26 protein-coding genes and 1 tRNA gene are annotated in these 25430 nt (G+C 66.7%); 10 read left to right on the top strand and 17 right to left on the bottom strand.

What is annotated here, in order from left to right:
- Positions 1 to 23: 23 nt before the first annotated feature.
- From G6N46_RS21040 to G6N46_RS21020, 5 genes are read left to right on the top strand one after another with little or no spacing between them, the layout of a single operon-like run.
- Positions 24 to 3908: a Pls/PosA family non-ribosomal peptide synthetase gene (locus G6N46_RS21040; protein WP_138250924.1), complete on the top strand. Its 3885-nt coding sequence runs from the start codon at positions 24 to 26 to the stop codon at positions 3906 to 3908.
- Positions 3905 to 5239 (top strand): M1 family metallopeptidase, encoded by a 1335-nt coding sequence (locus tag G6N46_RS21035; RefSeq protein ID WP_138250925.1) that lies wholly within the window; start codon positions 3905 to 3907, stop codon positions 5237 to 5239. Before G6N46_RS21040 ends, G6N46_RS21035 begins: the two co-directional genes overlap by 4 nt.
- On the top strand, positions 5206 to 6444 hold the full coding sequence (locus G6N46_RS21030; protein WP_167526422.1) for a hypothetical protein: 1239 nt from the start codon (positions 5206 to 5208) through the stop codon (positions 6442 to 6444). Before G6N46_RS21035 ends, G6N46_RS21030 begins: the two co-directional genes overlap by 34 nt.
- Before the next feature lie 21 nt (positions 6445 to 6465).
- On the top strand, positions 6466 to 7155 hold the full coding sequence (locus G6N46_RS21025; protein WP_138250926.1) for a polyprenyl-phospho-N-acetylgalactosaminyl synthase PpgS: 690 nt from the start codon (positions 6466 to 6468) through the stop codon (positions 7153 to 7155).
- On the top strand, positions 7152 to 7511 hold the full coding sequence (locus G6N46_RS21020) for a DUF2304 domain-containing protein (RefSeq protein ID WP_138250927.1): 360 nt from the start codon (positions 7152 to 7154) through the stop codon (positions 7509 to 7511). Before G6N46_RS21025 ends, G6N46_RS21020 begins: the two co-directional genes overlap by 4 nt.
- Here the strand turns inward: G6N46_RS21020 and G6N46_RS21015 are convergent.
- The 3 genes from G6N46_RS21015 to G6N46_RS21005 are packed head-to-tail and all read right to left on the bottom strand — an operon-like array spanning position 7502 to position 10874.
- Positions 7502 to 8098 carry a TetR/AcrR family transcriptional regulator gene (locus G6N46_RS21015; protein WP_138250928.1) on the bottom strand — a complete coding sequence of 199 codons (597 nt, stop codon included), beginning with the start codon at positions 8096 to 8098 and terminating at the stop codon, positions 7502 to 7504. The two genes, G6N46_RS21020 and G6N46_RS21015, sit on opposite strands and share 10 nt — an antisense overlap.
- A gap of 1 nt (position 8099) precedes the next feature.
- On the bottom strand, positions 8100 to 9884 hold the full coding sequence (locus G6N46_RS21010; RefSeq protein WP_138250929.1) for an N-acyl-D-amino-acid deacylase family protein: 1785 nt from the start codon (positions 9882 to 9884) through the stop codon (positions 8100 to 8102).
- Positions 9885 to 9941: 57 nt separating this feature from the next.
- On the bottom strand, positions 9942 to 10874 hold the full coding sequence (locus G6N46_RS21005) for an NAD-dependent epimerase/dehydratase family protein (protein WP_163692930.1): 933 nt from the start codon (positions 10872 to 10874) through the stop codon (positions 9942 to 9944).
- 51 nt (positions 10875 to 10925) lie between these two features.
- Between G6N46_RS21005 and G6N46_RS21000 the strand changes: the two genes are divergently transcribed.
- The 3 genes from G6N46_RS21000 (at position 10926) to G6N46_RS20990 (ending at position 13473) form a co-directional block, all read left to right on the top strand.
- Entirely contained in the window at positions 10926 to 12683 is a 1758-nt protein-coding gene (locus G6N46_RS21000; protein WP_138250930.1) for a hypothetical protein, read from the top strand.
- Positions 12684 to 12781: 98 nt separating this feature from the next.
- Positions 12782 to 13129, top strand: a complete 348-nt coding sequence (locus G6N46_RS20995) for a hypothetical protein (RefSeq protein WP_133426341.1) — start codon at positions 12782 to 12784, stop codon at positions 13127 to 13129.
- The gene (locus tag G6N46_RS20990; protein WP_133426340.1) at positions 13126 to 13473 is read left to right on the top strand and encodes a hypothetical protein; all 348 of its coding nucleotides are present in this window, start codon (positions 13126 to 13128) and stop codon (positions 13471 to 13473) included. The genes G6N46_RS20995 and G6N46_RS20990 overlap by 4 nt, the downstream gene beginning before the upstream one ends.
- Positions 13474 to 13657: 184 nt before the next feature.
- On the opposite strand, the gene G6N46_RS20985 is transcribed toward G6N46_RS20990, so the two are convergent.
- The 12 genes from G6N46_RS20985 to G6N46_RS20930 form a co-directional block, all read right to left on the bottom strand.
- Positions 13658 to 14281 carry a hypothetical protein gene (locus tag G6N46_RS20985; RefSeq protein ID WP_234880799.1) on the bottom strand — a complete coding sequence of 208 codons (624 nt, stop codon included), beginning with the start codon at positions 14279 to 14281 and terminating at the stop codon, positions 13658 to 13660.
- 641 nt (positions 14282 to 14922) lie between these two features.
- Entirely contained in the window at positions 14923 to 16125 is a 1203-nt protein-coding gene (locus tag G6N46_RS20980) for a putative alpha/beta hydrolase (RefSeq protein WP_235688654.1), read from the bottom strand.
- Positions 16126 to 16142: 17 nt separating this feature from the next.
- Positions 16143 to 16475 carry a DUF2563 family protein gene (locus tag G6N46_RS20975; protein WP_135357781.1) on the bottom strand — a complete coding sequence of 111 codons (333 nt, stop codon included), beginning with the start codon at positions 16473 to 16475 and terminating at the stop codon, positions 16143 to 16145.
- Between the two features lie 634 nt (positions 16476 to 17109).
- Positions 17110 to 17295 carry a hypothetical protein gene (locus G6N46_RS20970; RefSeq protein ID WP_138250931.1) on the bottom strand — a complete coding sequence of 62 codons (186 nt, stop codon included), beginning with the start codon at positions 17293 to 17295 and terminating at the stop codon, positions 17110 to 17112.
- Complete coding sequence (locus tag G6N46_RS20965) at positions 17295 to 18401, bottom strand: hypothetical protein (RefSeq protein WP_138250932.1); 1107 nt, start codon at positions 18399 to 18401, stop codon at positions 17295 to 17297. The genes G6N46_RS20970 and G6N46_RS20965 overlap by 1 nt, the downstream gene beginning before the upstream one ends.
- Positions 18402 to 18639: 238 nt before the next feature.
- Positions 18640 to 18852: a hypothetical protein gene (locus G6N46_RS20960; RefSeq protein WP_138250933.1), complete on the bottom strand. Its 213-nt coding sequence runs from the start codon at positions 18850 to 18852 to the stop codon at positions 18640 to 18642.
- A complete protein-coding gene (locus G6N46_RS28375; RefSeq protein WP_174814073.1) occupies positions 18849 to 20009 on the bottom strand; it encodes an AAA family ATPase in 1161 nt (386 codons plus the stop codon). The genes G6N46_RS20960 and G6N46_RS28375 overlap by 4 nt, the downstream gene beginning before the upstream one ends.
- A 353-nt stretch (positions 20010 to 20362) precedes the next feature.
- Positions 20363 to 20713, bottom strand: a complete 351-nt coding sequence (locus G6N46_RS20950; RefSeq protein WP_234880801.1) for a DUF2742 domain-containing protein — start codon at positions 20711 to 20713, stop codon at positions 20363 to 20365.
- Positions 20714 to 20715: 2 nt separating this feature from the next.
- Positions 20716 to 20916: a hypothetical protein gene (locus G6N46_RS20945; RefSeq protein ID WP_138250935.1), complete on the bottom strand. Its 201-nt coding sequence runs from the start codon at positions 20914 to 20916 to the stop codon at positions 20716 to 20718.
- A 14-nt stretch (positions 20917 to 20930) separates the two neighbouring features.
- On the bottom strand, positions 20931 to 21392 hold the full coding sequence (locus tag G6N46_RS20940; RefSeq protein WP_138250936.1) for a hypothetical protein: 462 nt from the start codon (positions 21390 to 21392) through the stop codon (positions 20931 to 20933).
- A complete protein-coding gene (locus G6N46_RS20935) occupies positions 21389 to 21832 on the bottom strand; it encodes a hypothetical protein (RefSeq protein WP_138250937.1) in 444 nt (147 codons plus the stop codon). Before G6N46_RS20935 ends, G6N46_RS20940 begins: the two co-directional genes overlap by 4 nt.
- Positions 21833 to 22042: a helix-turn-helix domain-containing protein gene (locus G6N46_RS20930; protein WP_234880802.1), complete on the bottom strand. Its 210-nt coding sequence runs from the start codon at positions 22040 to 22042 to the stop codon at positions 21833 to 21835. It lies immediately after the preceding gene.
- Between the two features lie 112 nt (positions 22043 to 22154).
- Here G6N46_RS20930 and G6N46_RS20925 point away from each other — a divergent pair, with 112 nt between their 5' ends.
- Positions 22155 to 22751 (top strand): helix-turn-helix domain-containing protein, encoded by a 597-nt coding sequence (locus G6N46_RS20925; protein ID WP_073697294.1) that lies wholly within the window; start codon positions 22155 to 22157, stop codon positions 22749 to 22751.
- The gene (locus G6N46_RS20920) at positions 22744 to 23940 is read left to right on the top strand and encodes a tyrosine-type recombinase/integrase (protein WP_138250938.1); all 1197 of its coding nucleotides are present in this window, start codon (positions 22744 to 22746) and stop codon (positions 23938 to 23940) included. The genes G6N46_RS20925 and G6N46_RS20920 overlap by 8 nt, the downstream gene beginning before the upstream one ends.
- Positions 23941 to 24024: 84 nt before the next feature.
- Here the strand turns inward: G6N46_RS20920 and G6N46_RS20915 are convergent.
- Both G6N46_RS20915 and G6N46_RS20910 read right to left on the bottom strand, forming a co-directional pair.
- Positions 24025 to 24100, bottom strand: a tRNA-Thr gene (locus G6N46_RS20915).
- Between the two features lie 57 nt (positions 24101 to 24157).
- The gene (locus tag G6N46_RS20910; RefSeq protein WP_138250939.1) at positions 24158 to 25390 is read right to left on the bottom strand and encodes a DNA polymerase III subunit delta'; all 1233 of its coding nucleotides are present in this window, start codon (positions 25388 to 25390) and stop codon (positions 24158 to 24160) included.
- Positions 25391 to 25430 lie beyond the last annotated feature (40 nt).

Raw genomic sequence — 25430 nt, 5'->3', positions numbered from 1 at the left:
CCAAGCCTTAGTAGTTTGTACCCGTGCCTCAGGAGATCCCCCCGCAGTACGTGCGTTCAGCGAACGCACCGCAGGCCCGGACCCTCATCGACATCCTCTACGCCACGGCCGACCAATATCCCGATGCGCCCGCCATCGACGACGGCACCGTCCAGCTCACCTACGCCGAGCTGATCGCCGACGTCGAGGAAAGCGTGGCCTGGCTGGCCGCGCGCGGCATCGGCCGCGGTGACCGCATCGGTATCCGCATGCCGTCGGGCAGCTACGCGCTGTACGTGTCGATTCTGGCGACCCTCGCGACCGGCGCCGCATACGTCCCCGTCGACGCCGACGATCCCGAGGAACGCGCCGCGCTGGTCTTCGGTGAGGCCGGCGTCGTCGGCATCATCACCGAGGCCGGTCTGGTCCGTGGTCCCGGGTCGACGCGGGGCTGGCAGGCCGGCCGACCCCTGACTCGCGACGACGCCTGGATCATCTTCACCTCCGGCTCCACCGGCACCCCGAAGGGCGTCGCGGTGACGCACCGCAACGCCGCCGCGTTCGTCGACGCCGAGGCCGAAATCTTCCTCAAGGACAACCCGCTGGGCCCGGGCGACCGGGTGCTGGCGGGACTGTCCGTCGCCTTCGACGCATCGTGCGAAGAGATGTGGCTGGCCTGGCGCCACGGCGCCTGCCTCGTGCCGGCACCGCGCTCCCTGGTCCGCAGCGGCATGGACCTCGGGCCGTGGCTGGTGTCCCGCGACATCACCGTCGTCTCGACGGTCCCGACGCTGGCCTCGCTGTGGCCGGCCGAAGCGCTGGAGGCCGTGCGCCTGCTGATCTTCGGCGGCGAGGCCTGCCCGCCCGAGCTCGCCGAGCGCCTGGCCGTCGAGGGTCGCGAGGTGTGGAACACCTACGGGCCCACCGAAGCCACGGTCGTCGCCTGCCTGGCGCCGCTCGGCGGTGGCCCGGTCAGCATCGGGCTGCCGCTGCCCGGGTGGGACCTGGCCGTCGTCGACAAGGACGGCCTGCAGGTCGGCTACGGCGACGTCGGCGAACTGGTGATCGGCGGCGTCGGCCTGGCGCGCTACCTCGACCCCGAGAAGGACGCCGAGAAGTACGCGCCGATGGAGACCCTCGGCTGGGGCCGCGCGTACCGCAGCGGTGACCTGGTCCGGCTCGAGGCGGACGGCCTGTACTTCCAGGGCCGCGCCGACGATCAGGTCAAGGTCGGCGGCCGGCGCATCGAACTCGGCGAGGTCGACGCCGCGCTGGTCAACCTGCCCGGTGTCAGCGGCGGCGCCGCCGCGGTGCGCAAGACCGCCACCGGCACTCCCCTGCTGGTCGGCTACATCGCCAGCGCCGACCCCGAGTTCGACATCGCCAAGGCCCGCAAGACATTGGCCGAGTCCCTACCCGCCGCACTGGTACCGCGGCTGGTGCTGGTCGACGAATTGCCCACGCGCACATCAGGAAAGGTCGACCGCAACGCGCTGCCCTGGCCTGTCGACTCGGCGGGCGACGACAGCCCCGACCTCGACGGCACCATGGGCTGGCTCGCCGGGCTGTGGCGCGACGTACTGGCGTCCCCCATCGACGGGCCCGGCGCCGACTTCTTCGCGCTCGGCGGCGGCTCGCTGTCCGCCGCGCAACTGGTCTCACTGCTACGCGAGAAGTACCCGCAGGTCACCGTCGCCGATCTCTACGACCATCCGCGGCTGGGCTCGCTGGCCGGCTATCTCGACGAACTCGACCCGCCGCCGCTCGTCGAAACCCGAAGCGTCACACCGGTTCCATTGACGACTCAGCTGATCCAGACCGCCGCCGCCATCCCGCTCGCGACGCTGGCCGGCATGCAGTGGGTCGTCTGGCTGGCACTGCTGAACAACATCGCCGCCGCGCTGCACCTGCTGTCGTGGGCCCACACCGTGAACTGGTGGGTGATCCTGGTCGGGTTCCTGGTGTTCGTCACGCCGATCGGCCGCATGGGCATCGCCGTGTTCGCCGCGCGCGCCCTGCTGTCCGGGCTGGAACCGGGCACCTACAAACGCGGTGGCTCCGAGCACCTGCGGGTGTGGCTCGCCGAACGGCTCGGCGAGGCCAGCGGCGCCGAAAACCAGGCCGGCGCACCGTGGTTGGTGTACTACGCCCGCGCGCTGGGCAATCGGGTCGGTGACGGCGTCGACCTGCATTCCACGCCGCCGGTCACCGGCATGCTCACGCTCGGGGACCGCTGCTCGGTCGAGCCGGAGGTCGACCTCACCGGGCACTGGATCGATGGCGACCTGTTCCACGTCGGACCCATCAGCGTCGGCAACGACGCCACGATCGGCGCCCGCACCACGCTGCTGCCGGGTGCCGTGGTCGGCAAGAACGCCGACGTCGCACCGGGTTCCGGCGTTATCGGCAAGGTCAAGGCCGGGCAGTACTGGAAGGGTTCGCCGGCGGTGAAGTCCGGCAAGGCCCACCACCCGTGGCCGAAAGAGCGGCCGGGGCGCGCCCCCATCTGGGTGGGGATGTACGGGCTGACGTCGGTGCTGCTCGGCGGATTGCCGATCCTGGCCCTTGCCGCCGGCCTCGCGGTGCTGATTCTGCCGGTGCGTCATACCCATTCGCTGCCCGAGGCGGTCCTGCCGGTCGCGCTGTGGACGCCCGTCGCGGCCGTGGTGGCCATGGCGGTGTATGCCGCACTGACCGTCATCGGGGTGCGCCTGCTGGCCCTCGGCCTGACCGAGGGCTACCACCCCGTGCGCAGCCGGGTGGGCTGGCAGCTGTGGGCCACCGAGCGGCTGATGGACGCCGCCCGCAACTACCTGTTCCCCATCTACGCGAGCCTGTTGACGCCGTGGTGGCTGCGCATCCTGGGCGCGAAAGTCGGTAAGGACACCGAGATTTCGACGGCCCTGCTGACACCGAAGTTCACCGAGGTGCTCGACGGCGCGTTCCTGGCCGACGACACCATGGTGGCGTCGTACGAACTCGGCGGCGGCTGGATTCACGTGGCGAAGGCGACCGTCGGCCGCCGCGCGTTCCTCGGCAACTCCGGCATCACCCAGCCCGGCCGCCGCGTCCCCGACGACGGGCTGGTCGCGGTGCTGTCGGCGACCCCGCACAAGGCCAAGGCCGGTTCGTCGTGGCTGGGCAGCCCCCCGATCCGGTTGCGCCGCCAGCCAACTGAAGCCGACGCGGTGCGCACCTTCCACCCGTCGCTTCGTCTCAAGGTGATGCGCTCGACGGTCGAGACGCTGCGGATCGTCCCGGTGATGGTGACGTTCGGTATCGGTGTGGCGGTCCTCGGCGTCCTGCAGGCCCTCGCCGGTGAATTGGGCTGGGTGTGGGCGTCATTGGGTGCCGGGCTCGTGCTGCTGAACGCGGGCGCCATCGCCGGCGCCATCGCCGTGGTGGCGAAATGGCTCATGGTCGGGCGCATCCGGGCCGTCGAGCACCCGCTGTGGTCGCCGTTCGTGTGGCGCAACGAGGTGTCCGACACCTTCGTCGAGACCGTCGCCGGACCGTGGTTCGCCCGCGCCGCCAGCGGCACCCCGGTGATGAACCTGTGGCTGCGGGCCCTCGGCGCCGCGATCGGCCGCGGCGTGTGGTGCGAAACCTATTGGCTGCCAGAGGCCGACCTGGTGACACTCGGCCGTGGCGCGACGGTGAACCGGGGCTGCGTCGTGCAGACCCACCTGTTCCACGACCGCATCATGCAACTGGACACCGTGGTGCTGGAGGAAGGCGCGACGCTGGGTACCCACTGCGTCGCGCTGCCGGCGGCGAGTATCGGCGCCGGAGCGACGGTCGGCCCAGCCTCGCTGGTGATGCGCGGCGACGCGGTGCCGGCGTCGACCCGCTGGCAGGGCAACCCGATCGCCCCGTGGGTCGGCAAGAAGCGCAAGTCGGGCAACCGGCAGAAGGCGCAGGCCGCGTGACCCGGACCAACAAGAAAGACCGCAAAAGCGTTGCGCCGGTGATCGATCCGTACCTGCCGAACAACGGCAACTTCGGCTTCCGGGTGTCCCGCTACGAGCTGAGCCTCGAGTACAAGGTGGAGAGCAACCGGCTGAGCGGTATCGCCAACATCACCGCCGTCACCCTGGCGTCGCTGAACTGGTTCACCCTGGATCTGTCCGACGATCTGTCGGTGGCCAAGGTCGAGGTCAACGGGCGACGCCCGGCGAAGTTCCGCACCGTCAACGGCAAGCTGCACATCACGCTGGCCGACCAGCTGCCCGCCGGCGCCGCGATGAAAGTGACGGTGCGCTACGGCGGCAACCCGCGCCCCATCAAATCCATCTGGGGCACAGTCGGTTTCGAGGAGCTGACGGAAGGCGCCCTGGTGGCCGGGCAGCCGAACGGCGCGGCGTCCTGGTTCCCGTGCGACGACCACCCGAGCAGCAAGGCCAGCTACCGCATCGCGGTCACGACCGACAGCCCGTACCGGGTGGTGGCCAACGGCGAGCTCGTGAGCCGCAAAACCCGTGCGGCACAGACGGCCTGGGTGTACGAGCTCGCCGAGCCGACGTCGACCTACCTGATCACGCTGCAGATCGGTCGCTACGAATCGGTGCGCCTGGCCAAGTCGCCGGTGCCGATGTCCGCGGCCCTGCCCCAGCGGCTGATCCGCAACTTCGAATACGACTTCGGCCGGCAGCCCCAGATGATGCAGCTGTTCACCCGGCTGTTCGGGCCGTACCCGTTATCGACCGGTTACACCGTCGTCGTCACCGACGACGAGCTGGAGATCCCGCTTGAAGCACAGGGCATTTCGATCTTCGGGGCCAACCATTGCGACGGCCGCCGCGGCGCCGAACGGCTGATCGCGCACGAGATGGCCCACCAGTGGTTCGGCAACTCGGTGACGGTACGACGGTGGCGCGACATCTGGCTGCATGAGGGATTTGCCTGTTACGCCGAATGGCTGTGGGCCGAGGAGTCGGGCTGGCGCACCGCCGACCAACTGGCCACCCACAATCTGCAGAAACTCCGCGGCCTGCCGCAGAACCTGTTGCTCGCCGATCCTGGACCCGAGGACATGTTCGACGACCGCGTCTACAAGCGCGGCGCGCTGACCCTGCATGCTCTGCGACGCACGATCGGTGACACGAATTTCTTTGCGCTGCTGCGGGATTGGACCACCCGGTACCGGCACTCGACCGCACTGACCGATGACTTCACCGGCCTGGCCGCGCACTACACCGACCAGTCCCTGCGCGGACTGTGGACGGCGTGGCTCTACACGACGGAGCTACCGACACTGTGAAACCCAGCGGTGTGGCGCGGGTCGCGGTCGCGACGGTGCTCAGCGCGCTGTGCGGCTACGCGATCCTGTACCTCGCCGCGCGCGACCTGGCTCCCGCCGGGTTCTCGGTGTTCAGCGTCTTCTGGGGCGCGTTCGGGTTGTTCACCGGCGCGGCCAACGGGCTGCTGCAGGAGGCCACCCGCGAGGTCCGCATCGCGCGCATTGCCGAGCCCCAACCCGGGCCGCACCTGCAGCCTCTGCGCGTCGCCGCACTGGTGGCCGTCGCCGCGGGCCTGCTGATCGCCGGCACCGCCCCGCTGTGGGCGGCCCACGTATTCGTCGAATCCACGCCGCTGAGCGTGACGCTGCTGAGCGTCGGCCTGGCCGGCTTCTGCTTGCACGCCACCCTCCTCGGCGTGCTGGCCGGGGCGGACGGCTGGACCCAGTACGGCACATTGATGGTGACCGACGCGGGTATCCGGGTCGCCGTCGCGGTCGCCGCGTTCGTCCTGGGCTGGGGCCTGGACGGCTACCTGTGGGCCACCGTCGCCGGTTCGATGTCGTGGCTGATCCTGCTGCTGGCCTCCCGTGTGGCCCGGTCCGCGGCCGCCATCCACACGCCCGGCACCCCGCGGACCTTCCTGACGGGGTCGGCGCACTCGATCGCCGCCGCGGGCGCCAGCGCCGTCCTGGTGATGGGCTTCCCGGTGCTGCTGCAGGCCACGTCGCGGGATCTGGGGGCCACCGGCGGCGTCATCATCCTGGCGGTGACGCTGACCCGCGCCCCGCTGCTGGTTCCGCTCACCGCGATGCAGGGCAACCTGATCGCGCATTTCGTCGACAACCGCAGGCTGCGCGCGCTGCTCACGCCGGCCCTGGTGCTCGCCGGCCTGGGCGCGCTGGCGGTACTCGCGGCCGGACTGCTCGGACCGTGGCTGCTGCGCACGCTGTTCGGGCCCGAGTACGCCGCGAGCGGCGCGCTGCTGGCGTGGCTGACGGCCGGCGCCGTCGCCATCGCCTTCCTGACCCTCACCGGCGCCGCTACGGTGGCCGCCGCGCTGCACCGGGCCTACGCGGTGGGCTGGGTGAGTGCCACAGTGGCCGCGGCACTGTTGTTGCTGCTGCCGCTGGACCTCCAGACCCGCACGATCGTGGCGCTGATGTGCGGACCGCTGGTCGGAATCGTCGTTCACCTGGCCGCGCTGAGCGCGATCAGGCACCGCTGAGCGTGTAGTTTCGGCAGCAACATGTCTTATCGCGACGTCTGGATCGTCATCCCCGCGTACAACGAGGCGAGCGTCATTGCCGACGTCGTCGCCGATGTGCGCGCCGTCTTCCCGAACGTCGTCTGCGTCGACGACGGCGGCCGGGACGACACCGGCGACCGCGCCTTCGCCGCCGGCGCCCACGTGGTGCGTCATCCGGTGAATCTCGGGCAGGGCGCGGCCATCCAGACCGGCGTCGAATACGCCCGATCCCGTCCCGGGGCACAGTTTTTCGCCACGTTCGACGCCGACGGTCAGCACCAGGTCAAGGACGTCGTGCGGATGCTCGATCGGCTGCAGACCGAGAACCTGGACATCGTGATCGGCACCCGGTTCGCCGATCAGCCGCCCGACCGCATGCCGATGCTCAAGCGGCTGCTGCTACCGATCGTCGCCAAACTCAGCCGGTCCAGCCGCCAGCTGCACCTGACCGACGCGCACAACGGGCTGCGGGTGTTCAACAGGACGGTCGCCGACGGCCTGAACCTCACCATGAACGGCATGAGCCACGCCAGCGAATTCGTCTCCCTGATTGTCGAGAACCACTGGCGGATCGCCGAGCAGCCCGTGCAGATCCTGTACACCGACTATTCGATGTCGAAGGGTCAGCCGCTGGTGAACGGCGTCAACATCATCGTCGACGGGCTGCTGCGCGGGAGGTTGCGCCGATGATCTGGACCAAGGCTTTACTCATCGGCGCGGTGGTCCTGCTGCTGGCCTACCTGTTCTCGTCGCGGCGCAACGCGCAGTCACGGGCCTGGGTGAAGGTCGGCTATGTGTTCTTCGTGGTCGGCGCCATCTACGCGATCCTGCGGCCCAACGACACCACGGTCGTAGCGCACTGGCTCGGCATCGGCCGCGGCGCCGACCTCCTGTTGTACGCGCTGGTCATCGCGTTCCTGTTCACCACGATCAGCGCGTACATGCGGTTCAAGGACCTGGAATTGCGGTACGCCCAGCTGGCCCGGGCGGTGGCACTGGAGGGCGCGCGGGTGCCCGATCCCGAGCCGCCGACGCGTCAGGTCTGAACGCCCAGGCTTCCCAGCATCGTCGCCAGCAGCTGGATGCGGCCGTCCTCGAGTTCCGGCTGCGGCAGCACGGCGCGGATCAGCGCCGCGCCGTCGAACGTGTTCACCATGACGGCGACGATCAGCATCAGCAGCTCGGGCGGCAGCTGATCGGCGCCTGGCATCTCCTGCGCGGTCTCGTAGATGTTGCGGCCGTATTCGACGAGCGCGCCCTGCAGCGTCGTCCGCAGCTTCTCGTCGGTGCGCGCCGCGACCATCAGCTCGTACATCACCGCGTTGGTGGCGTTGCCGCTGATGTCGCGCAGCGCGATCAGGGCGCCTTCCAGAGCCGGCCGGTCCGACGGGATTTCGGCGACCTGCTTGCTGAACTGCTCCAACTGCCGGCGCATGACTTCCAGCGCCGTCGCCGCCATGAAATCGCCCATGGTGGCGAAATGTTTGAACAGCGCACCGTCGGAGACCTCGGCCCGGCGCGCGATCACCGCCGCCGAGGCGCGGGCGTAGCCGACCTCGACGATGGTCTCGATCGCGGCGTCGAGAAGCCGGGCCCGGGTCTCCTCCCGGCGCTGCTGTTGTGTTCTGGCCATGTCAGACCGCTTGCGCCACCGGCAGTTTCGCGCCACGCGCCGGCAGGTAGTGGCCGGACTTCACGGTCTGGCCGTAGCCCTCGACGAAGTCGCCGTCGCGGAACACCACCTGGCCACCCACACCGGTCGCCACGACGGCGGCGTCGCTGCGGTTGACCATGCGGCTCAAGCCGCCGTAGAACTCGACCGAATCCTCGTGGTACGCCTCGAGTCCGGCGTCGAGCCCGGCCGGGTCGATCACGACGAAGTCGGCACGCTCACCCTCACGCAGGGTGCCGGCTTCCAGGCCGAACCAGTCGGCGACCTCACCGGTGAGCCGGTGCACGGCGTGCTCGGTGGTCATGAACGGGCGGCCGGCCTTGTCGGCGTCCTGCACACGACGCAGCATCCGCAGCGCGTAGTTGTAGAACGCCATATTCCGAAGGTGCGCACCGGCATCCGAGAAGCCCATGTGGACCGACGGCTCGACGGCGAGCTTGTCGAGCTGCTTGGGCCGGTGGTTGGCCACGATGGTGGTCCAGCGGGTGTTGCGTTCCCCGTGCTCGACCAGGACGTCGAGGAACGCGTCGAGCGGATGGCTGCCGCGCTCGTCGGCGATCTGGCCAAAGCTCTTGCCGATCAACGACTTGTCCGGGCACTCGACGATGGTCGAGTCATGGAAGTCGCGGTGCCACAGCGTCGGGCCCAGCACCTTCTTGTCGAACGACTTGCGGAACCGGCGCCGGTACTCCGGGTCGGCCATCAGCTTGTTGCGCTCCAGCTGGTCGCGCAGGTGCAGTGCCGCGGTGCCCGCGCCGAACTCCTCGAAAACCGGGAGATCGATTCCGTCCGAATACAATTCGAACGGCACCGGCAGGTGCTGGAAGCGGACCTTCGAGTTCAGCACCTTGTTGGCCAGGCGGGTCACCGGACCCAGCAGGTACACGGCGCCGGGCGACGACTTGGCGTCGGCGGCCACCAGCAGGCTCATGCGCACGCCGGCACGACGACCGAACCAGCCACTGCTCTCGAGGAAGAAGTTCAGTGCCTCTTGCAGTTTGGCGACGTTGGGTGCACTCTGCAGGATGCGGCCGCGCTTGCGCAGCACCTTGATCAGGCGGCGGCGTTCCCGCCACGTGGCGAAGGTCGACGGCAGCGCACGAGAGCGGAAGCGGTCGCCGTCGAGCTTGTCGATCGCGGCGTCCATGCCCGACATGCCGAGCATCCCGGCGTCCAGGGCCGCCTCGAGCCGCGACGCCATGGTCTCGAGCTCGGCGTTGGTCGGTGTGACGTTCGGGGTGGTCGCGCGGTCCAGACCCAGCACCGAGGTCCGCAGATCGGAGTGGCCCAGCAGCGAGCTGACGTTGGGGCCGAGCGGCAGCGCCTCGAGCGCCCGCACGTACTCCGCGGGTCCGGACCACGACCGGTTCTGCTCGAGCGCGCCCACGACGAACTTGCGCGGCACCGCCTCGACGCGGCTGAACAGGTCGGCGGCGTCGTCGTTCTCGGCGTAGACCGTCGACAGCGAACACATGCCGAGCAGCACCGTCGTCACGCCGTGGCGGACGGACTCGCGCAGGCCCGGATCGAGGAGCACCTCGGCGTCGTAGTGGGTGTGGACGTCGATGAAGCCCGGCGTCACCCACTTGCCCTTGGCGTCGATGACGTCGGGGCAGCCCGTCTCATCGAGCGGCTGTGCCGACACCGTCGCGACGACGCCGTCGCGGATACCCAGATTGCGCAGTTGCGGCGTGCGGCCGGTGCCGTCGAACCACAGGCCGTCTTTGACGATCACGTCGTAGGTCATGACGTGAGACTAGGACAGAAAGTGAGTGCTTACAATCTTTTTCTGTGTAATCGCAGGTCAGGGACGGAAGAAGTCGACCGTCCGGGCCACGCCCTCGGCCAGCGCCACCTTGGGGCTCCACCCCAGCACGGCACCGGCGCGGCTGATGTCCAGGCAGGATTTACGCAGGTCGCCGAGGCGTGGCGGGTGGAACTCCGGCGCGTCCGGCACACCGACGGCCGCGGCGATCGCGGTGTGCAGCTGCGCCACCGACGTTTCGACCCCGGTGCCGACGTTGAACCGCTGCCCGCCGCCGGCTTCGCCGCCGGCGCGCACGAAGGCGTCGACGACGTCGTCGACGAAGACGTAGTCGCGGGTGTCGGTGCCGTCACCGAAGATCTTGGTGGGCCGGCCGGCCAGCAGCGCCTGGCTGAAGATCGCGACCACGCCGGCTTCGCCGTGCGGATCCTGGCGCGGGCCGTAGACGTTGGCCGGCGCGATGTGCGAGCAGTCCAGCCCGTACAGGTTGCGGAACATGTTGAGGTAGACCTCGCCGCACACCTTGCTGGCGGCATACGGGGACGACGGGTCGACCGGCATGTCCTCGTTGGTCGGATACCCCGGTGGGACGCCGTAGATGGACCCGCCCGACGAGGTGTGCACGACCTTGCGGACGCCGTTGCTGCGGGCCGCCTCGGCCAGCCGCACGGTGCCGACGACGTTGACCCCGGCGTCGAACGGGGAGTCGGTCACCGACCGCGCGACGGAGATCTGCGCCGCCAGGTGGAAGATCACCTCGGGCTTGGTCTCGGCGACGATGCCGTGCAGATCGGCGTCGACGATGTCCGCCTTCACGAACTGGAACTGCGCATTGCGCTCGGCGTCGGCGAGGTTGTCGACCTTGCCGCTGCTCAGGTCGTCGAGCCCGACGACGTCGTGTCCTTCGGACAGGAGCCGGTCGACGAGCGTCGACCCGATGAACCCGGCAGCACCAGTGACAAGTGTTCGCACGGCGCAACCATACCGACGGTTGCTGCGGAGTGCCCCGTACAGTCGACAAGAGTGAACTGGGTCGCCCGAACCACCGCCGCGCTGGTGGTGCTGCAGCTGATACTGCGGGCGGTCCTGGCATTCGGCGGCTACTTCTACTGGGACGACCTGATCCTGATCGGCCAGGCCGGCACCCATTCCCTGCTGTCACCCGACTTCCTGTTCAACGACCACGACGGGCACGTCATGCCTGCCGGGTTCCTGCTGGCCGGGGTGCTGACGCGACTGGCACCGCTGAACTGGTTCTGGCCGGCGTTGAGCCTGGTGGTGCTGCAGCTGATCGCGTCGCTGGCGCTGGTGCGCGCCCTACGGGTGATCCTCGGGTGGCGGCCCGTGCTGCTGGTGCCGCTGACGTTCGCGCTGTTCACGCCCTTGGGCGTGCCGGCGTTCGCGTGGTGGTCGGCGGGCCTCAACGCGCTGCCGATGGCGGCGGCCATGGCCTGGGTCTGCGCCGACGCCATCCAGTTGGTCCGCACCGGAAAAGCGCGGTACGTGTGGACCGGCTGCCTGGCCTATCTGGGCGGGCTGCTGTTCTTCGAGAAGTCCGCGGTGATCCCGTTCACCGCGTTCGCGGTGTGCTGGCTGCTGATGTACGTGACGGGCAACCGGGTCTCGGTCTGGCGCGCGGGCCTGCGGCTGTGGCTGGGGCTGCTGACCATCACCACCGGATGGGTCGGCGTCTACCTCCTTGTGGTCAACCAGAAGCGCTGGACCCTGGACCTGGCGATGACGTGGGAGCTGCTGGCCCGGTCCGTCACACACGGGCTGGTGCCCACCCTGGCGGGCGGGCCGTGGGACTGGCAGCGCTGGGCGCCCGCCTCGCCGTGGGCGACGCCCGGCCCGGTGGTCATGGTGCTGGGCTGGCTGGTACTCGCCGCGGTGGTCGCGGTCTCGCTGCTGCGCAAGCGCCGATTGGGGCCGGTGTGGCTGGCCGCCGTGGGGTACGTGGTGGCCTGCCAAGTGCCGATCTATCTCATGCGGTCGTCGAAGTTCACCGCCCTCGAGCTGGCGCAGACGTTGCGCTATCTGTCCGACCTCGTCGTGGTGCTGGCGCTGCTGGCCGCCGTCGCCTTCTGCGCACCCAACCGGAGTTCACGGTTCGACGACTCCGCGCGCCGGCGCATCGCAATTGCCTGCGCCGCAACACTATTCGTGGGCAGCAGCCTGTACTCGTGGGCAACCTTCCTGCCCAGCTGGCGCGACAACCCGACGCGCGCCTACCTCGTCAACGTCGAGGCCTCGCTGGCCAACGCGCCCCGCGGCGTGCCACTGCTGGATCAGGAAGTCGACCCCCTGATCCTGCAACGCGTGGCCTGGCCGCAGAACCTGGCGAGCCACATGTTCGCCCTGCTGCGCGACCGGCCTGAATTCGCTTCCAGCACAACCTCTTTGCAGATGCTCACCGCGACCGGCCAATTGGTGCCAGCCCAGGTGACGTGGACGCGCACCATCGCCCCGGGCCCGGCACCGAACTGCGGCTACCTGGTGCAGACCGACGCGCCGGTCACCATGCCGCTCGACGGTCCGCTGCTGCCGGCCGACTGGACCGCCGAGCTCAACTACCTGGCCAACAGCGACGGGTCCCTGACCATGTCCCTGCCCGAGGGGCGCGAGGCCCGGGTTCCGGTGCACCCCGGCCTGAACCGGGTGTTCGTCCGGCTGCCCGGCGCCGGCGCGGCGATCGAGGTGAAGGCCAACACCGCGGCGCTGTCGGTGTGCGTCGCCTCCGGCCCGGTGGGGTTCCTCGCGCCGCGCCAGGCCCTGCCCTAGAAGTTTTTCAAAAAACTGTCCCCTTCCGGGACGGTGCGCACTCCTACCTGTGTCAGCAAGTCCGCCCGGGCCTGCGACCACCGGAAAAGGAGAACCCCATGGACCGCACCGCACCCGGCAGGCGCATCGCACTGGCCGCACTCGTCGGCACCGCCGCGCTGTACGTCGCCCCGCTGGCGCTCACGACGCCCATGGCAAGCGCCGAGTCCTTGGCGACCCGCTGCGCTAAAGGCGGCGGCACCTTCGCGCTCGGGCAACGGTCGAACGGGTCGATCGTCGAGAGTTGCACGACCGTCGACAAGGACGGCGTCAAAACCCAATGCTCCGAGGTGGACCACAAACCGCAGGGCTGCATCACCGTGCCACGGACCACGGTGAAGGGCACCCACATCCCGACCGGTGAGCTCGTCCCGGTTCAGGTCGACGGTTCGGGTGTGGGTCGATGATCAAGCCCGCCTTCGCCGCCCTGCTGAGTGCTGCCGCGCTGTATGCCGTTCCGGCGATCCTGTCCGCACCCGGCGCCAACGCCACGGTTGGCAGCGATTGCATGGGCTCGAACCAGACCTACGAAACCAAGGTCGCGGGCGGGCACTCCTACGAGGCCTGCACCACGACCGACAAGAACGGCGACAAGACGAAATGCTCGTACGTCGACGGAAAAGCTCAGGGCTGCATCGCGGTCCCGATGCGGAAGCCCAGGTTCAACGTGGACCCGAGCGTCGTTGCGCCGGTTGCCGAAACCCCGTCCGTGGGGCCGCACGCAGCCCGATCAACGCCGGTAGCGCACTGATTGCGCGTCAGCGCCGTCATGGTGGCCTGTCTAATTGTCGATGAACTGCGAATTCAGCTGGTGACTTTTCTGCCGTCGAACAACACAGCCCCGTTCACTGAGACCTTTGCCATTGCGAACATGAAGCAGCAGTTGAGGATTGAGCAAGTCACCAATTGTGAGGCGGCTCGTCGCACCTCCGCGATTACCCACCGCGAAGGGAATCGGCAACCCGGTCCATCAGCCCGGTGTCGCTGTCGGGTGCACCGTCTCTCCACAACACGAGTCCGTTGACCAGGTCAATCGGCTCGACAGTAAGGGACGCACCAAGCAGCAGAGTATTCGTGACGTCACGACTGAGGTCCCCAGCCTGGTACGCAATCTCGACTTGCAATGACTGGCCGCGTACCGAATTCGGAACAACCTTGGACCCGAGCGACTGAACGAAGTCACGCTGTATGGCGATCGGCTTGCTCCCGAACACAGCCGAACTCACCGTCAACATTGACGGAGTAATGCACAGAAAAGACCGCCGCCACGTCCGCACAAGGAAGTACCAAAGGATCGGGGTCAGAGCTAGAAGGAAGATGCCGCCGAGTCGCAACCACGACGGACTGCCAGGTCCAGATCCCACCCCCACCATTGCAATTGCCATCAGCGGAGTAAGCACGTTCACGATGTACGCGTTTCCCTCGTACCAGGGAACGTAGCGGCACACCACCTTGTCACCCGAACGGCTGACCGCCGGGCGAAAAATTCGCCGACCTCCGAGAAGGATGACCCCGCCAACGGCAGCAATACCCAGACCCAAATACCAGTCGGCCTTCACCAATGTGACAACCCCAGCCAGCACGCATGCCGCCGCGCCGATGCCGCACCGAAACACCTGACTCGCCCGGTTCCTCGCCATCAGTGTCGGTCTCGCGTACCTGTGATCGGGGCGCCGCCCCTATGCGAACCCGAAGCATCCCCTGACCGCAATGTCATCCAAACGGCCGCTCGATTCGCGGGTGAATCCCGCAACGCCGTCGTAGTCAGTTGCGAAACCATAGTTTCTCCTTCGACAGCAACAATGCGCGACCGTGTCAGGCTCTCAATGACGCCGACTCCATCGGTGATCTCCATCCTCAACAACCCCATCGCGCCGGGGCCTTCGGTAGCGGCGCTGAGTGCACGTGTCAGCTCGCGTGTGCCTGCCACGGTCTGCAACTGCTGCTCGACCAACATTGCAAACGCGTCAGCTGCATCGAGTCGGGTTTCGATGCGGTGCATTGTCAACACCGCATTCGCGCAGAAACGTCGATGCATGGGTCGCTACGACAGGCCCAGACTCTCACACCGACATCGCCCTCGAAGGGATACCAGCCGACCGGTAGACCGACTTCCACGACCAACCCGGGGAACCGTTCGACCGGAACTGCCGTAATGCCGGACGAATGTATGAATTCATCGAACCGCATGGCGTCTGCCCTACCCGAAACCAAACAGCGATTCCACGGAATGTGCCGCGCCGCTGACTGCATCTGCTACCGGATCCCAGGCCATTTCGATGCCTTTTGATGCGAGGAAACCGGCACCCGCACCGATCACAGCACCAGCCGCCAGTCCAACCACGGTGCCTGCCCCTGGCACGACCGAACCGACTGCTGCACCAATTGCTGCACCGGACTCCGCCCCCGCCCATAGCCCAACACCTGCGCTGACAACCTCACGAGTCGTGGCTTCTGCGAGCGAATTGCCTGGCTTGCCTCCCTCGCTGTGCATGTCGGAAGCGATGGACGGAATCACACCGACCAGCGAAGCCACTCCGCCGATCTTGGAGAAGCCTCTTAGCGAACCAAGTTTGGAATCCTCGAGCCACCTCAGGAGGCCAGGATCAGCGGCACCGGGACCTGTTTTTGGCCCGTCTTTGATCGCATCGAGCACGGCGCCGCGCACTCCGTCAGCAGTAACGCCGGCTATCGCACCCGCACCACCAAGCGCGACATCAGTCGGTGAAGGGTTCAACGACGGCGGCGTCTTTCCCTTGGGCGGCCCGTCGGCGCCTCGCCCGATCAACGGGCCATCCGGAACCGGCTTTCCCGTCGTGGCGGGTCCATTGATACCCGGGCCGATCAGCGGCTTCGACGTTATGGCGTCCAACGAAGGTTTGGCCGCAGCCATCGCGGCCACATACCCGTCGCGACCCTTCTGAACGCTCCCGAAGGTGGCACGCACCGCAGCGACAGCCTCGTCTCGAAGCCCGCTGGCATCTTGATTGTTGGCTTTGGCGGTACCGATCGCATCGTCGATCTGATGCAGACGGGCATCCAATGCGCCGATATCGGCGTCGCAGGCGGTTTTGGCCGTCGCGAGGGCAGTCGCTACGTTTTCGAGATCGAGCGCGATTTTGGCAAGTTGCGGTTTCTGCAGATGAAGGGCGTCCGTGATGCGGGCGACCTCGGCTGACTCATTGATCGGGTGCTCAGATCCGTTGTGCCGCCATCCTTTTTCGAAACGTTGTTTGGCCGATTTGAAATCGTCCTCGACCTCTGTAGCAGAGCCCGCCGCGGTGTGAAAAGCATCCGCTTGAGCGTTGATCGCGCCTGGGTCTCCAGTTTGAAGCTCGTCGTTCATCTTCCATGGGTCACCGCCGGCGGCTGCGATCAAATCGCCGATGGACAGATTGACCAATCCAATAGGCGGCGGCATTAACGTACGTCGAAGCCCGACTCGGCGGCCCGAACCGAGTCAGCAGACGATGCATCTTGCGCTGTGAATTGTTCTGCGCCTGAACGACTCTTATCGCCAACATCGGTAAGTGCGCGGTTATGGCCATGCAACTGCTCAACATGTCCCTGGTGCGCTGCCGTCAAAGCCCCATGAAATTCGTGAGCCTCATCGAAATCGCCGAACATCCCCGCCGTCGGCTTCTTCTCTGCAAGCCTGCCGGCCGCTGCCAATGCCGTATCCGCAGCGTCCCCGCACCGATCCGCCCCCGCGTGCAGATGAGCTATATCGACTTCCATACTGCGCTCAGCCATTGCCGTTCCTCCCCCAGGTCGACTTCGGTACCGATTTTACCGGCGACGAGCCTGTGAACTCGCAGTGAATTAGGCGGCGCGCAGCGCGCAGAGATTGCGCCCGCGCAGACACAGTACGAATTCAGGCGTGCTCAGATGCAGGGTCGACCCGAAAGTTGTGGAGCCACCCAGGGGAATCGAACCCCTGACCTATTCATAAGGCCGAAGCGTCCGCCGAAGCCCGCGATAGTGCGTTAACGTGTTGCACACCAACATGATTGGCAACAGGTGCGTCCGTGTCGATTCACCCAGATTCGCGGCGTGTCGCGGGCGTTTTTACGGGGAAAATGCGGAGTAGGCCAGCCGAAGCTACTGCGCCAATGTTCCTTTCGCAGGATGTACGGAGTCTGGAGATTCTGGCCGGGTCTGGGGTAATCCGGCGACATACCGGCAACTTCGAGCTTGTGGAAAAAAATTTCGGGGAGAGATACGCAACACTGGTGGTGTCACCTGCGTGTTTGCCGCTCAAAAAATCGCCTGACCTGTGGGTATGTGCCGGGGCGCAGGTCCAGCTCTGGCCTTCACACTGGCCGTCGTGACTGGCCTTGCCCTCGAAGAGAAACGAAACGCGGGGTTTGACGCCCCGGCACATGGTCTAGGGGTTGAACCAGTCGGGTGTGGGGTTCTGGTGCTGTTCGGCGGTGCCGAACCAGTCGCCTAGTTGCTTCTGGATGCGGCTCGTCCACGACTGCGCTTGCTGCTCGCGGTCGTCGGCCCATCCGTCGGTTTCCGGCCACCCGTCGTCTGCGGGTGGACCGGCACCGAAACGAGGGTCAGTCACTACGGGCTGACGGTGTCGACGGCCTGCGCGGAGCCGGTGAGGCCCTGGCCGACGCCGGTCGAGTGCAACCAGCTTCCGAACGAGTTGCTGCCGTCCTTCGGATCGATGGTTGACGCCGACTGCAGTTGGCTCATGAACACGAGGAACGAGGCCGGGTCGAAGATCGTCACCTGGCCGGCGGTGGCGTCGTTAGTGGCATAGAGACGGGCGCCGTTGAACCGCTCGGTAACAGACCCGACGTCGGGGCCGTTGGCGGGCGTGGTGTCGCCGAGCAGCGCGATGTCGCCCGGGGTGCCGAAGATGACGAGCTGGTCGACCGGGACGAGCACCGCGGCCGAGACCGTCAGCAGGCTCTTACGCACGTTGCCGGCGATATCGGCGGCGTAGGTCACCGGAGTGCCCGCGGCGGTCTGGATATCACCGACGACCTTCTTGTCGAGGTCCTTGGCGATACCGACGCTGTGCAAGTTGGCGATTCCACTGAGGCTGTCGAACTGGCCTGAGGCCGCCGAGACGGACGTCCAACGGCCGTACCGCAGCGCTGACAGCGGCACGTCCACCACCGAGTCGTATTCGCCGTGCGCGGTGGACTCGTTCACCCCGGCGGCGCTGGCCGGCAGGGTGAAAGCGGGCATCACTGCGGACACACCGGTAAGGGTCTGCACGGGGATGCCGGCGAAGCGGATCAGGTGCATGGGTTCGCGTGGGCCGATCTGCGCCCATGCTTGCGGGCCACCCAACGCGTTGGCGGCGGACGGGTTGACCTGCACCAGGGCGCGGCCCTCTTCGACGGCGCCGAATACGCGGCCTTCGCGCAGTGCTTCGGCGTGCTTGGCGATGTTGTCGCGGGACACCAGCAGAGACGGGCAGCCGGATGCGCTGGGCTGCCCTGGGTATGCGCCGGTGACGTTGCGGAACGACTCGTCGAGTTCGTGAGCGCGCTGCTCGCCGTCGTGAATCTCCTTGGCGCGGGCCTCGAGTGCGTTGGCGTCTGCGATGCGCTGATCGAAGTCGGATTGCTCTGTTTCGGTGAGGTCGCGTTTCGCGTCTACGCCGCGCTGGGCGATTGCGCGGGCTTCGTTGATGAGAACGCTACGGCGCTCCATGAGTTCTGTTGCAAGAGATTTCATTGCCATGTTGTGAGCCCCTCCCAGAGCCCGAAAAGTGTTGGTGGTAACCAGTTTTCGCGTGGTAACGACTGCCTCACGTTGATGAGGGTTTCGTTACAGACTCCGGTGGGTGTCGCCCTCCCGGCAATATGAAGTTTGCGTTTCGCCCCTCCGCGCAATGGGTTTCGCCCTGTCACGCGGCACTACTCCGATTTGGTTGTGTCCTAAGCGTATCTCAGTCGTCGGACAATCGGCCGAGGTCGACCGTCTGCATCGGAGTGTCGAGTTCGGCGTCGGCCACCGCTCTGGCGATGTCGCGCTCGGTGGCGAAGTGGACGGCTTCGGCGTGCAGGATGTCGGCGGCCTCGGTGCGGCCCTTCATCCGCAGTGCCGCCGATACATCCGAGAGCAGGCGAGCGAAAGCGGTCAAGCGTTCGTATTCAGTCATGATGCATCCTCGGTGTTGGTGTGGCTCGCGGGGTCCAGTCGCCATTCCGACCCCCGGCCCCTGCTGGAGGATTCGATCACCCCACGGAGGCTGTTCTTTGCCGTCATGACGGTGTGCCGATTCCAACCGATAGGTTCGGCTTCCTGGTACACGCGCAACGGTGGAACCCACTCGCCAGGGTCGGTGTGATGACGGAACCAGCAAACGAGAAAGTCGCCTGCTGTCATTGTCTTGCGAGTGCAGAAATCGCACCTGCCGGTGTCCGGTCGAGCGGTGCCGGATTCACATTTGGAGCATGGTGGTCGGCGCGATCCGATGTCAGTGACGGTGGCGTTCGCCTGGCGTGTGTGAGTTCCAGCAGATTCGACCGGTAACCCCAGCTCAAGACCAATATTGGGGTCGACAATTGGTGCTGGAACCGCTGGAACTGATACATCGGGTGTGCCGGAACCGGTTCCAGCGGAATCACTATTTCCGCCACCCCCTTGCGTGGTCGCCGTGTGTTGATTCTTCGGCGCTGACCGGCCTGTCGACTCCCGCCACGCCTTCAAAGCGGTTTGTGATCGAGAGTCACCCCAATTCATTCGCTGGCAAACATCGCGCTTCGACTGCGGCGGCGGATCAAGTGCTTCGAGAAGGGCAACATCGGCGGCGACATCACGGGCCTGGCTGGCACTCAGAGCGTGGTCGTCAGTGACGTTCTCGGTGCCATCGGCGGCCTTGATCTCACCCGTGAGTGCATCGTGAAATACGCGCATGGTGAAGGTGCCCGCAAGCGGTTCCCGATCACCGGTCGGGCAGTGCTCGCGGAGCCCGCCGTGGCGGTCCTTGTTGACCTTCAGGTAGGCCGCCCCACCGGAGCCGGGAGTGAATGCGTCCTTGATGGTCACGCGCAGCGATACCCCACCGATGGCCCGACGCTTGGCTGCTGTGCCGACCGGGCCGAAGTTGCGGGAGTCGGCGCCCTTGGACAGATGGTCGATCACCAGCACGGCGGCACCGGCCTTCGCCAACGGCTTGAGCACCCGCGCGTTCACATCGGTGAAGTCGTCGCCCGAATAGGAGTTGGCGCCGTACAGCGGCATCAGCTCGCCGAGCGAGTCCACGATCACAACGGTCGGGCGCCAGACGACCAGGTCGGCGATCACCTGGGCCATGTGCAGCCGGTCATCAGGCTCGACATACCGGAAGCGACTCGGGTCGGACAGCACCTCTTTGGGGACGCCGAACGCCAGGAGCCGTGTCGCCGTCGCGGTTGGCCCATTGTGGTCCAGGTCGATGACAGCGACCCTCGATGTCTGGTCAGTGATCAACTTGCTTGCCCCGCACCACAAGCACAGCCACGTCTTGCCCGTCTCGGGGTCGCCGAACACCAGGTTCACCTGCTCGACGTAGAAGATGTGGTGCCCGTCGTTGCGGCACCCGATTGCCGGCTGCGGCGGTGGCGGGAGTTCACCGGCCAGCAGGGCCTGCATGTCGTAGTACAGCGGGCGTTGTCCGCCATCGTCGCTCAAGCTGACCTCCGTGGAATGTAGGCGCCGGATCGGGTGGCCTGCACGCGGCGACGTGAGTCCCTGCGCACGGCGTCCCACTCCTGGCTTTCGGCAATGGATTTCGCGGCTTCGGCCCAGATTTCTTGTGCTGTCTCCGTGCGTAGTACGTGGTGTTCGCCGGCAGCAGCCAAGGCCAGCAGTTTTCGTGGATCGCCGTCGGAGAGGGCACACCACGCCGGGGTGCCCGGAGTTGGCAGCGGACCGCAATTAGCCTGCGCTACAGCGGCTTCAATGAACTCATGGACGGGCCACCAGGAAACTTGCCGAGACGCCGGAGAACCGGGCCGGCCTCCTTGCTTATGGATCACACTCACTGCTTGCCCCTACGTCGGGCGAGTTCGTACCGCTCAATGAGTGCGAGAATTGCGTAGACAAGCGCTCGCATCTCGTCGCGGTCGAGACTGTCGGTTTCCTTGTGCACCAACGCTTCCAGTGCCGCCCTGCGTTCGGCGACGGGCAGCGGCCAGATGTTGTCAAGCGCGCCATGTACTCGTCGCAACGCGGTCAACACTGGTCCGGACAGTCTCATTGCTCTCCCCGCTCGGCGGTAGCCAACAGGTCGGCGGTGAGCCCCGTGGGCAGCCGTTCGAGGGTGACGCGGGTGGCGTCCTCGATCGCGGGCAGCAGCAGGTTCACGATCTGTTCGGCTTCGCTCGGCCACAGGCTGATCTCGACGTCGTAATCGTCGCCGCCGTTGATGTGCAGCGAGACGAACGGGGCGATGTCCGAGCAACTGGTGTCGTAGTAGATTCCGACGCCGACCGACAGTGGCGCTCCCCGGTGTGAGTCGACCGAGACGTACATCATCCCGGCGTGTGAATTTTCCGCGTCGGTGGTGCCGTCGCACCAGGAGTAGCCGAGCGTGCACTTGTGGGTACCTGAAACCTCCGCCAACTTGACGGAGGTTTGCGCGTCGGCGCTCACCGGTGGCATGTCGACCACCTCGTATTCGATGCCGTCGACCACCTTGGTCTTCTTCGGGCTCATTCCGTGACCTCCAGGACGGCGCAGACGAATTCGCGGTTCACAATCTCGCCGGTCTCGGGGTCGCGGCGGGTCGCGGTGATGGTGAAGCGGGAGCGGTCGACCTCGGTGACGTAGCAGGAATAGCCCTGCAACGGGAACGCCGGTGAACCATGGGCGATACGCGCGGCCAGCGGGTAGACGAGCGGGTCGCCGGCGAGGTGCTGGTCGGCTTCGGTCAGCGGTGGTGGGGGGTCTGCGCAGAACTGGCACAGGCCGGTGGACGGATCAAGGGTGGTGGTGGCTGCGGGCACCGTGCATGACGTGCAGGTCTGGTGCTGCCACGGGTCGGGTGTCATCATGGTGGTGAACTTCTCCTTCTCGGTTTTGGCGACTGACGGGTTGTTCTCGGCCCCGGCCGGTGTTCGAGCACCGGCCGGGGCATTTTCGCGGGTGGTGTTCATCTAGGCCGCACCGTCAATGCGGGCGATAAACTCATTGATGGCGGCCTCGGACACCAGCCGGCGGCGCCCAACTTTCGTGCTGCGCAACTGGCCGCTGGCCATCAGCTCGAACACCATCGACCTGCCGACGCTCAGCCGCTCCATGACGGCCTCCACAGGCCACAGCCGACTGTTGAGCTTGTCGATCTCGTCTTGCAATTCGGGTGGCACCGCTCCTCCTCGTGTTTGGTTATGCGTCACGGATACGACTACATCCGTACAAGTCCAAACACTTGCACAGAAAGTTTGGACATGCAAGCCCAAATCGCGGGAAGATGGCGCAATGCCAAACATTGACCTGGACGCGAAGGCGTGGCAGGAGGCCGGGTCCAAACGATTCGGGCAGGCGGTCGCCAGCCTTCGAGTGGCGCAGGGCCTCACTGCAGTGCAGTTGTCAGCTCGAACCAAGGAGCTTGGTTATCCGATCACGCGCTCGACAATTGCCCGGATCGAGGGCAACCACCGGGCCGGCAAGGTTGACCTAGCCGAATTGATCATCCTCGCGGCTGCATTGAACACGTCGCCGGTGAACCTCGTCTATCCCGGCCCATACCAGAGCGCTCTCGAGATTATGCCCGGGCGAAATGCTGCGGGATTCAATGCAGCACAATGGTTTTCGGGGATATATAGCTATCTCGGAAACAATAGTTTGGGTGCGGCAGAAGACCCTGAAACGCAGTGGCGAGAGAATACCGAAACGCTGTACCAGTGGCGCGATCTAGACGAGCTGATCGCAACGAGAGACGAGATGGACAACCCGGAACACATAGCTGTGCTCAATCGTCGGATCAAAGCTATTTGTGAGCGACTTGGAATCAGTGTCCCAACCGCCGAGGTGGACCTACGCATCGAACATCCCGCGGACGACAGCCATGCCTAGACAGCGGATGAAGCCCGGTGAGCATGGGCGGATAACCGAGCGTGTCGAGAAGTTCAAAGATGAGGCCGGGAAGAGCCAAAAGCGCTATATCGCAAGCGTTTACGTACGCCTACACACCGGCAAGCTGCGCGAGCGCGAAGCCACGTCGTACAGTTCCAGCGAGGATGCTCGTCGAATGCTGTTGCGGCGCATCAAAGCCGAGCTGGAGACCACCGCTCCTGTCGGTGTAATCAGCGGCCGTACAACGCTTTCCGAGCTATTCGACACCTGGGTTTCGGCAAAGGTAACCGAGGACGGAATCAAGCCGCAATCCGAAGCGCAGTACCGCCAGGTGTGGCGCCTGCACGGCGACGACCAGCTCGGGGCGCTGCGCATCGCCGAACTCGAGGGCAGCCGCGCCAATACCCATATACAGACCCTGCCGCCGCGGCAATCCGAACTGCTGCGCACCGTCCTATCCGGCATGTACCAGATGGCGGCCCGATTCGACGTCGTGCGGTTCGACCCCATCGCGGCGACCAGACCGGCCAAGGCGGAACCGAAGCCGGCCCGTGGGCTGACGGCTCTGGAACTGGAGCAGGTGCGCCAGGCCGTCAAGGTGTACGCGCAGCCACATCACCGCGGCGGCCCGCCGCGTGGTGCGATGCTGCCCGCGTTCGTCGAGCTGCTGGCGGCCACCGGTGTGCGACCTGGGGAAGTGCTGGCGATCCGCTGGCAAGATGTCGATCTCCTCGGGGATCCGCCGACCGTCACTGTGAACGGGACGGTGATCGACCATGGCCGGGTGCCGGGCAAGTCGGTGCACCGGCAAGACGCCCGCAAGGGTGACGCCGACCCGCACACGGTGCTGCTGCCGAAGTTCGGGGTGACGGTGCTCACCGAACTGCTTGGACGGACTGCGTCAACGGACGGGCCAGTGTTGGCCACCCGTGACGGCGGCTACGTCAGCCTGTCGAATATCCGCAGCGCACTACGCGATGCGCTCCCAGAATCGCTGCGATGGGTCACCCCGCACAGCTTCCGCCGGTCGGTGGCCACGGTCGTCCGCGACGGCATGGGTATCGAGGCCGCACAGGCGCAGTTATCGCACACGCAGATGGCCACGACGGAACAGCACTATGCCCAGCGTCGAACCACCGGGCCGGATGCGCGGGCAACACTGGACAAATGGGCAGGTCAGGCGGGATAACGAACCGGTTTCTACGGGGAAAGTACGGGATCAGACCCAGAAACGACTGCAGGCCAGAAGCGATAAGCCTCTGACCTGCATCGATGGAGCCACCCAGGGGAATCGAACCCCTGACCTATTCATTACGAGTGAATTGCTCTACCGACTGAGCTAGGGTGGCGCACCCCACCGAGGCGGGGCGGGACGAGTCTACGGGACGGACTCGCAGCGTCCAAAGTCAGTTCCGTTGTCCGGCGCGCAGGGCCTGACCCATGGTCGCCACCATGGCGTCGACCGCGAACTTCGGCTTGACGTTGGTGGCCAGCGCCTCGCGGCAGGCCAGCACCGCCTCGATGCAGCGCAGCAGCTGGTCTGCGGGCACGTGCGCGGCCATCGCGGCGGCCTTGTCGGCCATGTCCGGATGGTTGGCCGCAGCAGCGGTCGAGGCACCCGACGACACCAACAGGGCATCGCGGAAATAGGTGGCCAGGTCGATCAGCGCCCGGTCCAGCGCGTCCCGCGAGGCCCGGGTCTGCCGCGACTTCTGCCGCTTCTCCAGGTCCTTCAGCGCGCCCGCAGCGCCCCGCAGCGCCCCCGCAGCGCCCTTGCCGGTGCCACCGGCACCCAGCGCGGTCTTGAGCTCCTCGGTCTCGGTCTCGTTGCGGCCGGCCGTCAGCGCCACTGCTTCGGCCTCGGCCGAGGCGACGAGCTCCTCGACGGCGGCATACGCCCGCGTCGGCGTCGCCGCGTCCCGGGCCAGGCCCAGGGCCCGCTCCCGGCGCGACCGCGCCTGCTCGTCGGTGGCGAGCCGGCGGGCCCGGCCGACGTGTCCTCCGCTGACCGACGCCGCCCAGCGCGCGTCGGCCTCGGACAGTCCGTCGTTCTCGACCAGGACCTGCGCGATGGCGTCGACGCGCGGCGTCGTCAGCGCGACGTGCCGGCACCGCGAGCGCAGCGTCACCGCGATGTCCTCGGGGTCGACCGACGGCGCGCACAGCAGGAACACCGTCGACGGCGGCGGTTCCTCGACGACCTTCAGCAGCGCGTTGGCGGCGCCCTCGGTGAGCCGGTCGGCGTCTTCGACGACGACGATCTGCCAGCGGCCGGTGCCGGGCCGCCGGGACGCCGTCTGCACGATGGCGCGCATCTCGTCGACGCCGATGGACAGCCCCTCGGGAATGACGCGCCGCACATCGGCGTGCGTCCCCGCCATGGTCGTCGTGCAGGCACGGCAGGCCCCGCAGCCCGGACCGCCCGCAGCGGCCTCCGCAGTGCATTGCAGCGCCGCAGCAAAGCACACCGCGGCGATGGACCGGCCCGAACCGGGCGGCCCCGTGATCAACCACGCATGCGTCATGCTGCCGGTTGTGAGCCCGCTGTGAGCCGAATCACCCCGGGCCGCCCGCGCGGCGGCCACCAACTCGGCTTCCACGGCATCCTGGCCGACCAAACGCGAGAAAACTCCGCTCATCGCGCCCCACAGTAACCGTCGCGTGCGACACGAACCTGCG

The organism is Mycolicibacterium phocaicum (assembly GCF_010731115.1).
Classification (GTDB): domain Bacteria; phylum Actinomycetota; class Actinomycetes; order Mycobacteriales; family Mycobacteriaceae; genus Mycobacterium; species Mycobacterium phocaicum.
The sequence above is the reverse complement of the archived record's forward strand: the minus strand, read 5'-3'. Positions and strand labels throughout refer to the sequence as shown.

Coding starts and splice junctions, on each gene's coding strand:
- G6N46_RS21025 (WP_138250926.1), top strand. CDS start 6,466: ATGTCTTATCGCGACGTCTGGATCGTCATCCCCGCGTACAACGAGGCG.
- G6N46_RS21020 (WP_138250927.1), top strand. CDS start 7,152: ATGATCTGGACCAAGGCTTTACTCATCGGCGCGGTGGTCCTGCTGCTG.
- G6N46_RS21015 (WP_138250928.1), bottom strand. CDS start 8,098: ATGGCCAGAACACAACAGCAGCGCCGGGAGGAGACCCGGGCCCGGCTT.
- G6N46_RS21010 (WP_138250929.1), bottom strand. CDS start 9,884: ATGACCTACGACGTGATCGTCAAAGACGGCCTGTGGTTCGACGGCACC.
- G6N46_RS20995 (WP_133426341.1), top strand. CDS start 12,782: ATGGACCGCACCGCACCCGGCAGGCGCATCGCACTGGCCGCACTCGTC.
- G6N46_RS20990 (WP_133426340.1), top strand. CDS start 13,126: ATGATCAAGCCCGCCTTCGCCGCCCTGCTGAGTGCTGCCGCGCTGTAT.
- G6N46_RS20975 (WP_135357781.1), bottom strand. CDS start 16,475: ATGGCTGAGCGCAGTATGGAAGTCGATATAGCTCATCTGCACGCGGGG.
- G6N46_RS20965 (WP_138250932.1), bottom strand. CDS start 18,401: ATGGAGCGCCGTAGCGTTCTCATCAACGAAGCCCGCGCAATCGCCCAG.
- G6N46_RS20960 (WP_138250933.1), bottom strand. CDS start 18,852: ATGACTGAATACGAACGCTTGACCGCTTTCGCTCGCCTGCTCTCGGAT.
- G6N46_RS28375 (WP_174814073.1), bottom strand. CDS start 20,009: ATGGCCCAGGTGATCGCCGACCTGGTCGTCTGGCGCCCGACCGTTGTG.
- G6N46_RS20940 (WP_138250936.1), bottom strand. CDS start 21,392: ATGAGCCCGAAGAAGACCAAGGTGGTCGACGGCATCGAATACGAGGTG.
- G6N46_RS20935 (WP_138250937.1), bottom strand. CDS start 21,832: ATGAACACCACCCGCGAAAATGCCCCGGCCGGTGCTCGAACACCGGCC.
- G6N46_RS20925 (WP_073697294.1), top strand. CDS start 22,155: ATGCCAAACATTGACCTGGACGCGAAGGCGTGGCAGGAGGCCGGGTCC.
- G6N46_RS20920 (WP_138250938.1), top strand. CDS start 22,744: ATGCCTAGACAGCGGATGAAGCCCGGTGAGCATGGGCGGATAACCGAG.
- G6N46_RS20910 (WP_138250939.1), bottom strand. CDS start 25,390: ATGAGCGGAGTTTTCTCGCGTTTGGTCGGCCAGGATGCCGTGGAAGCC.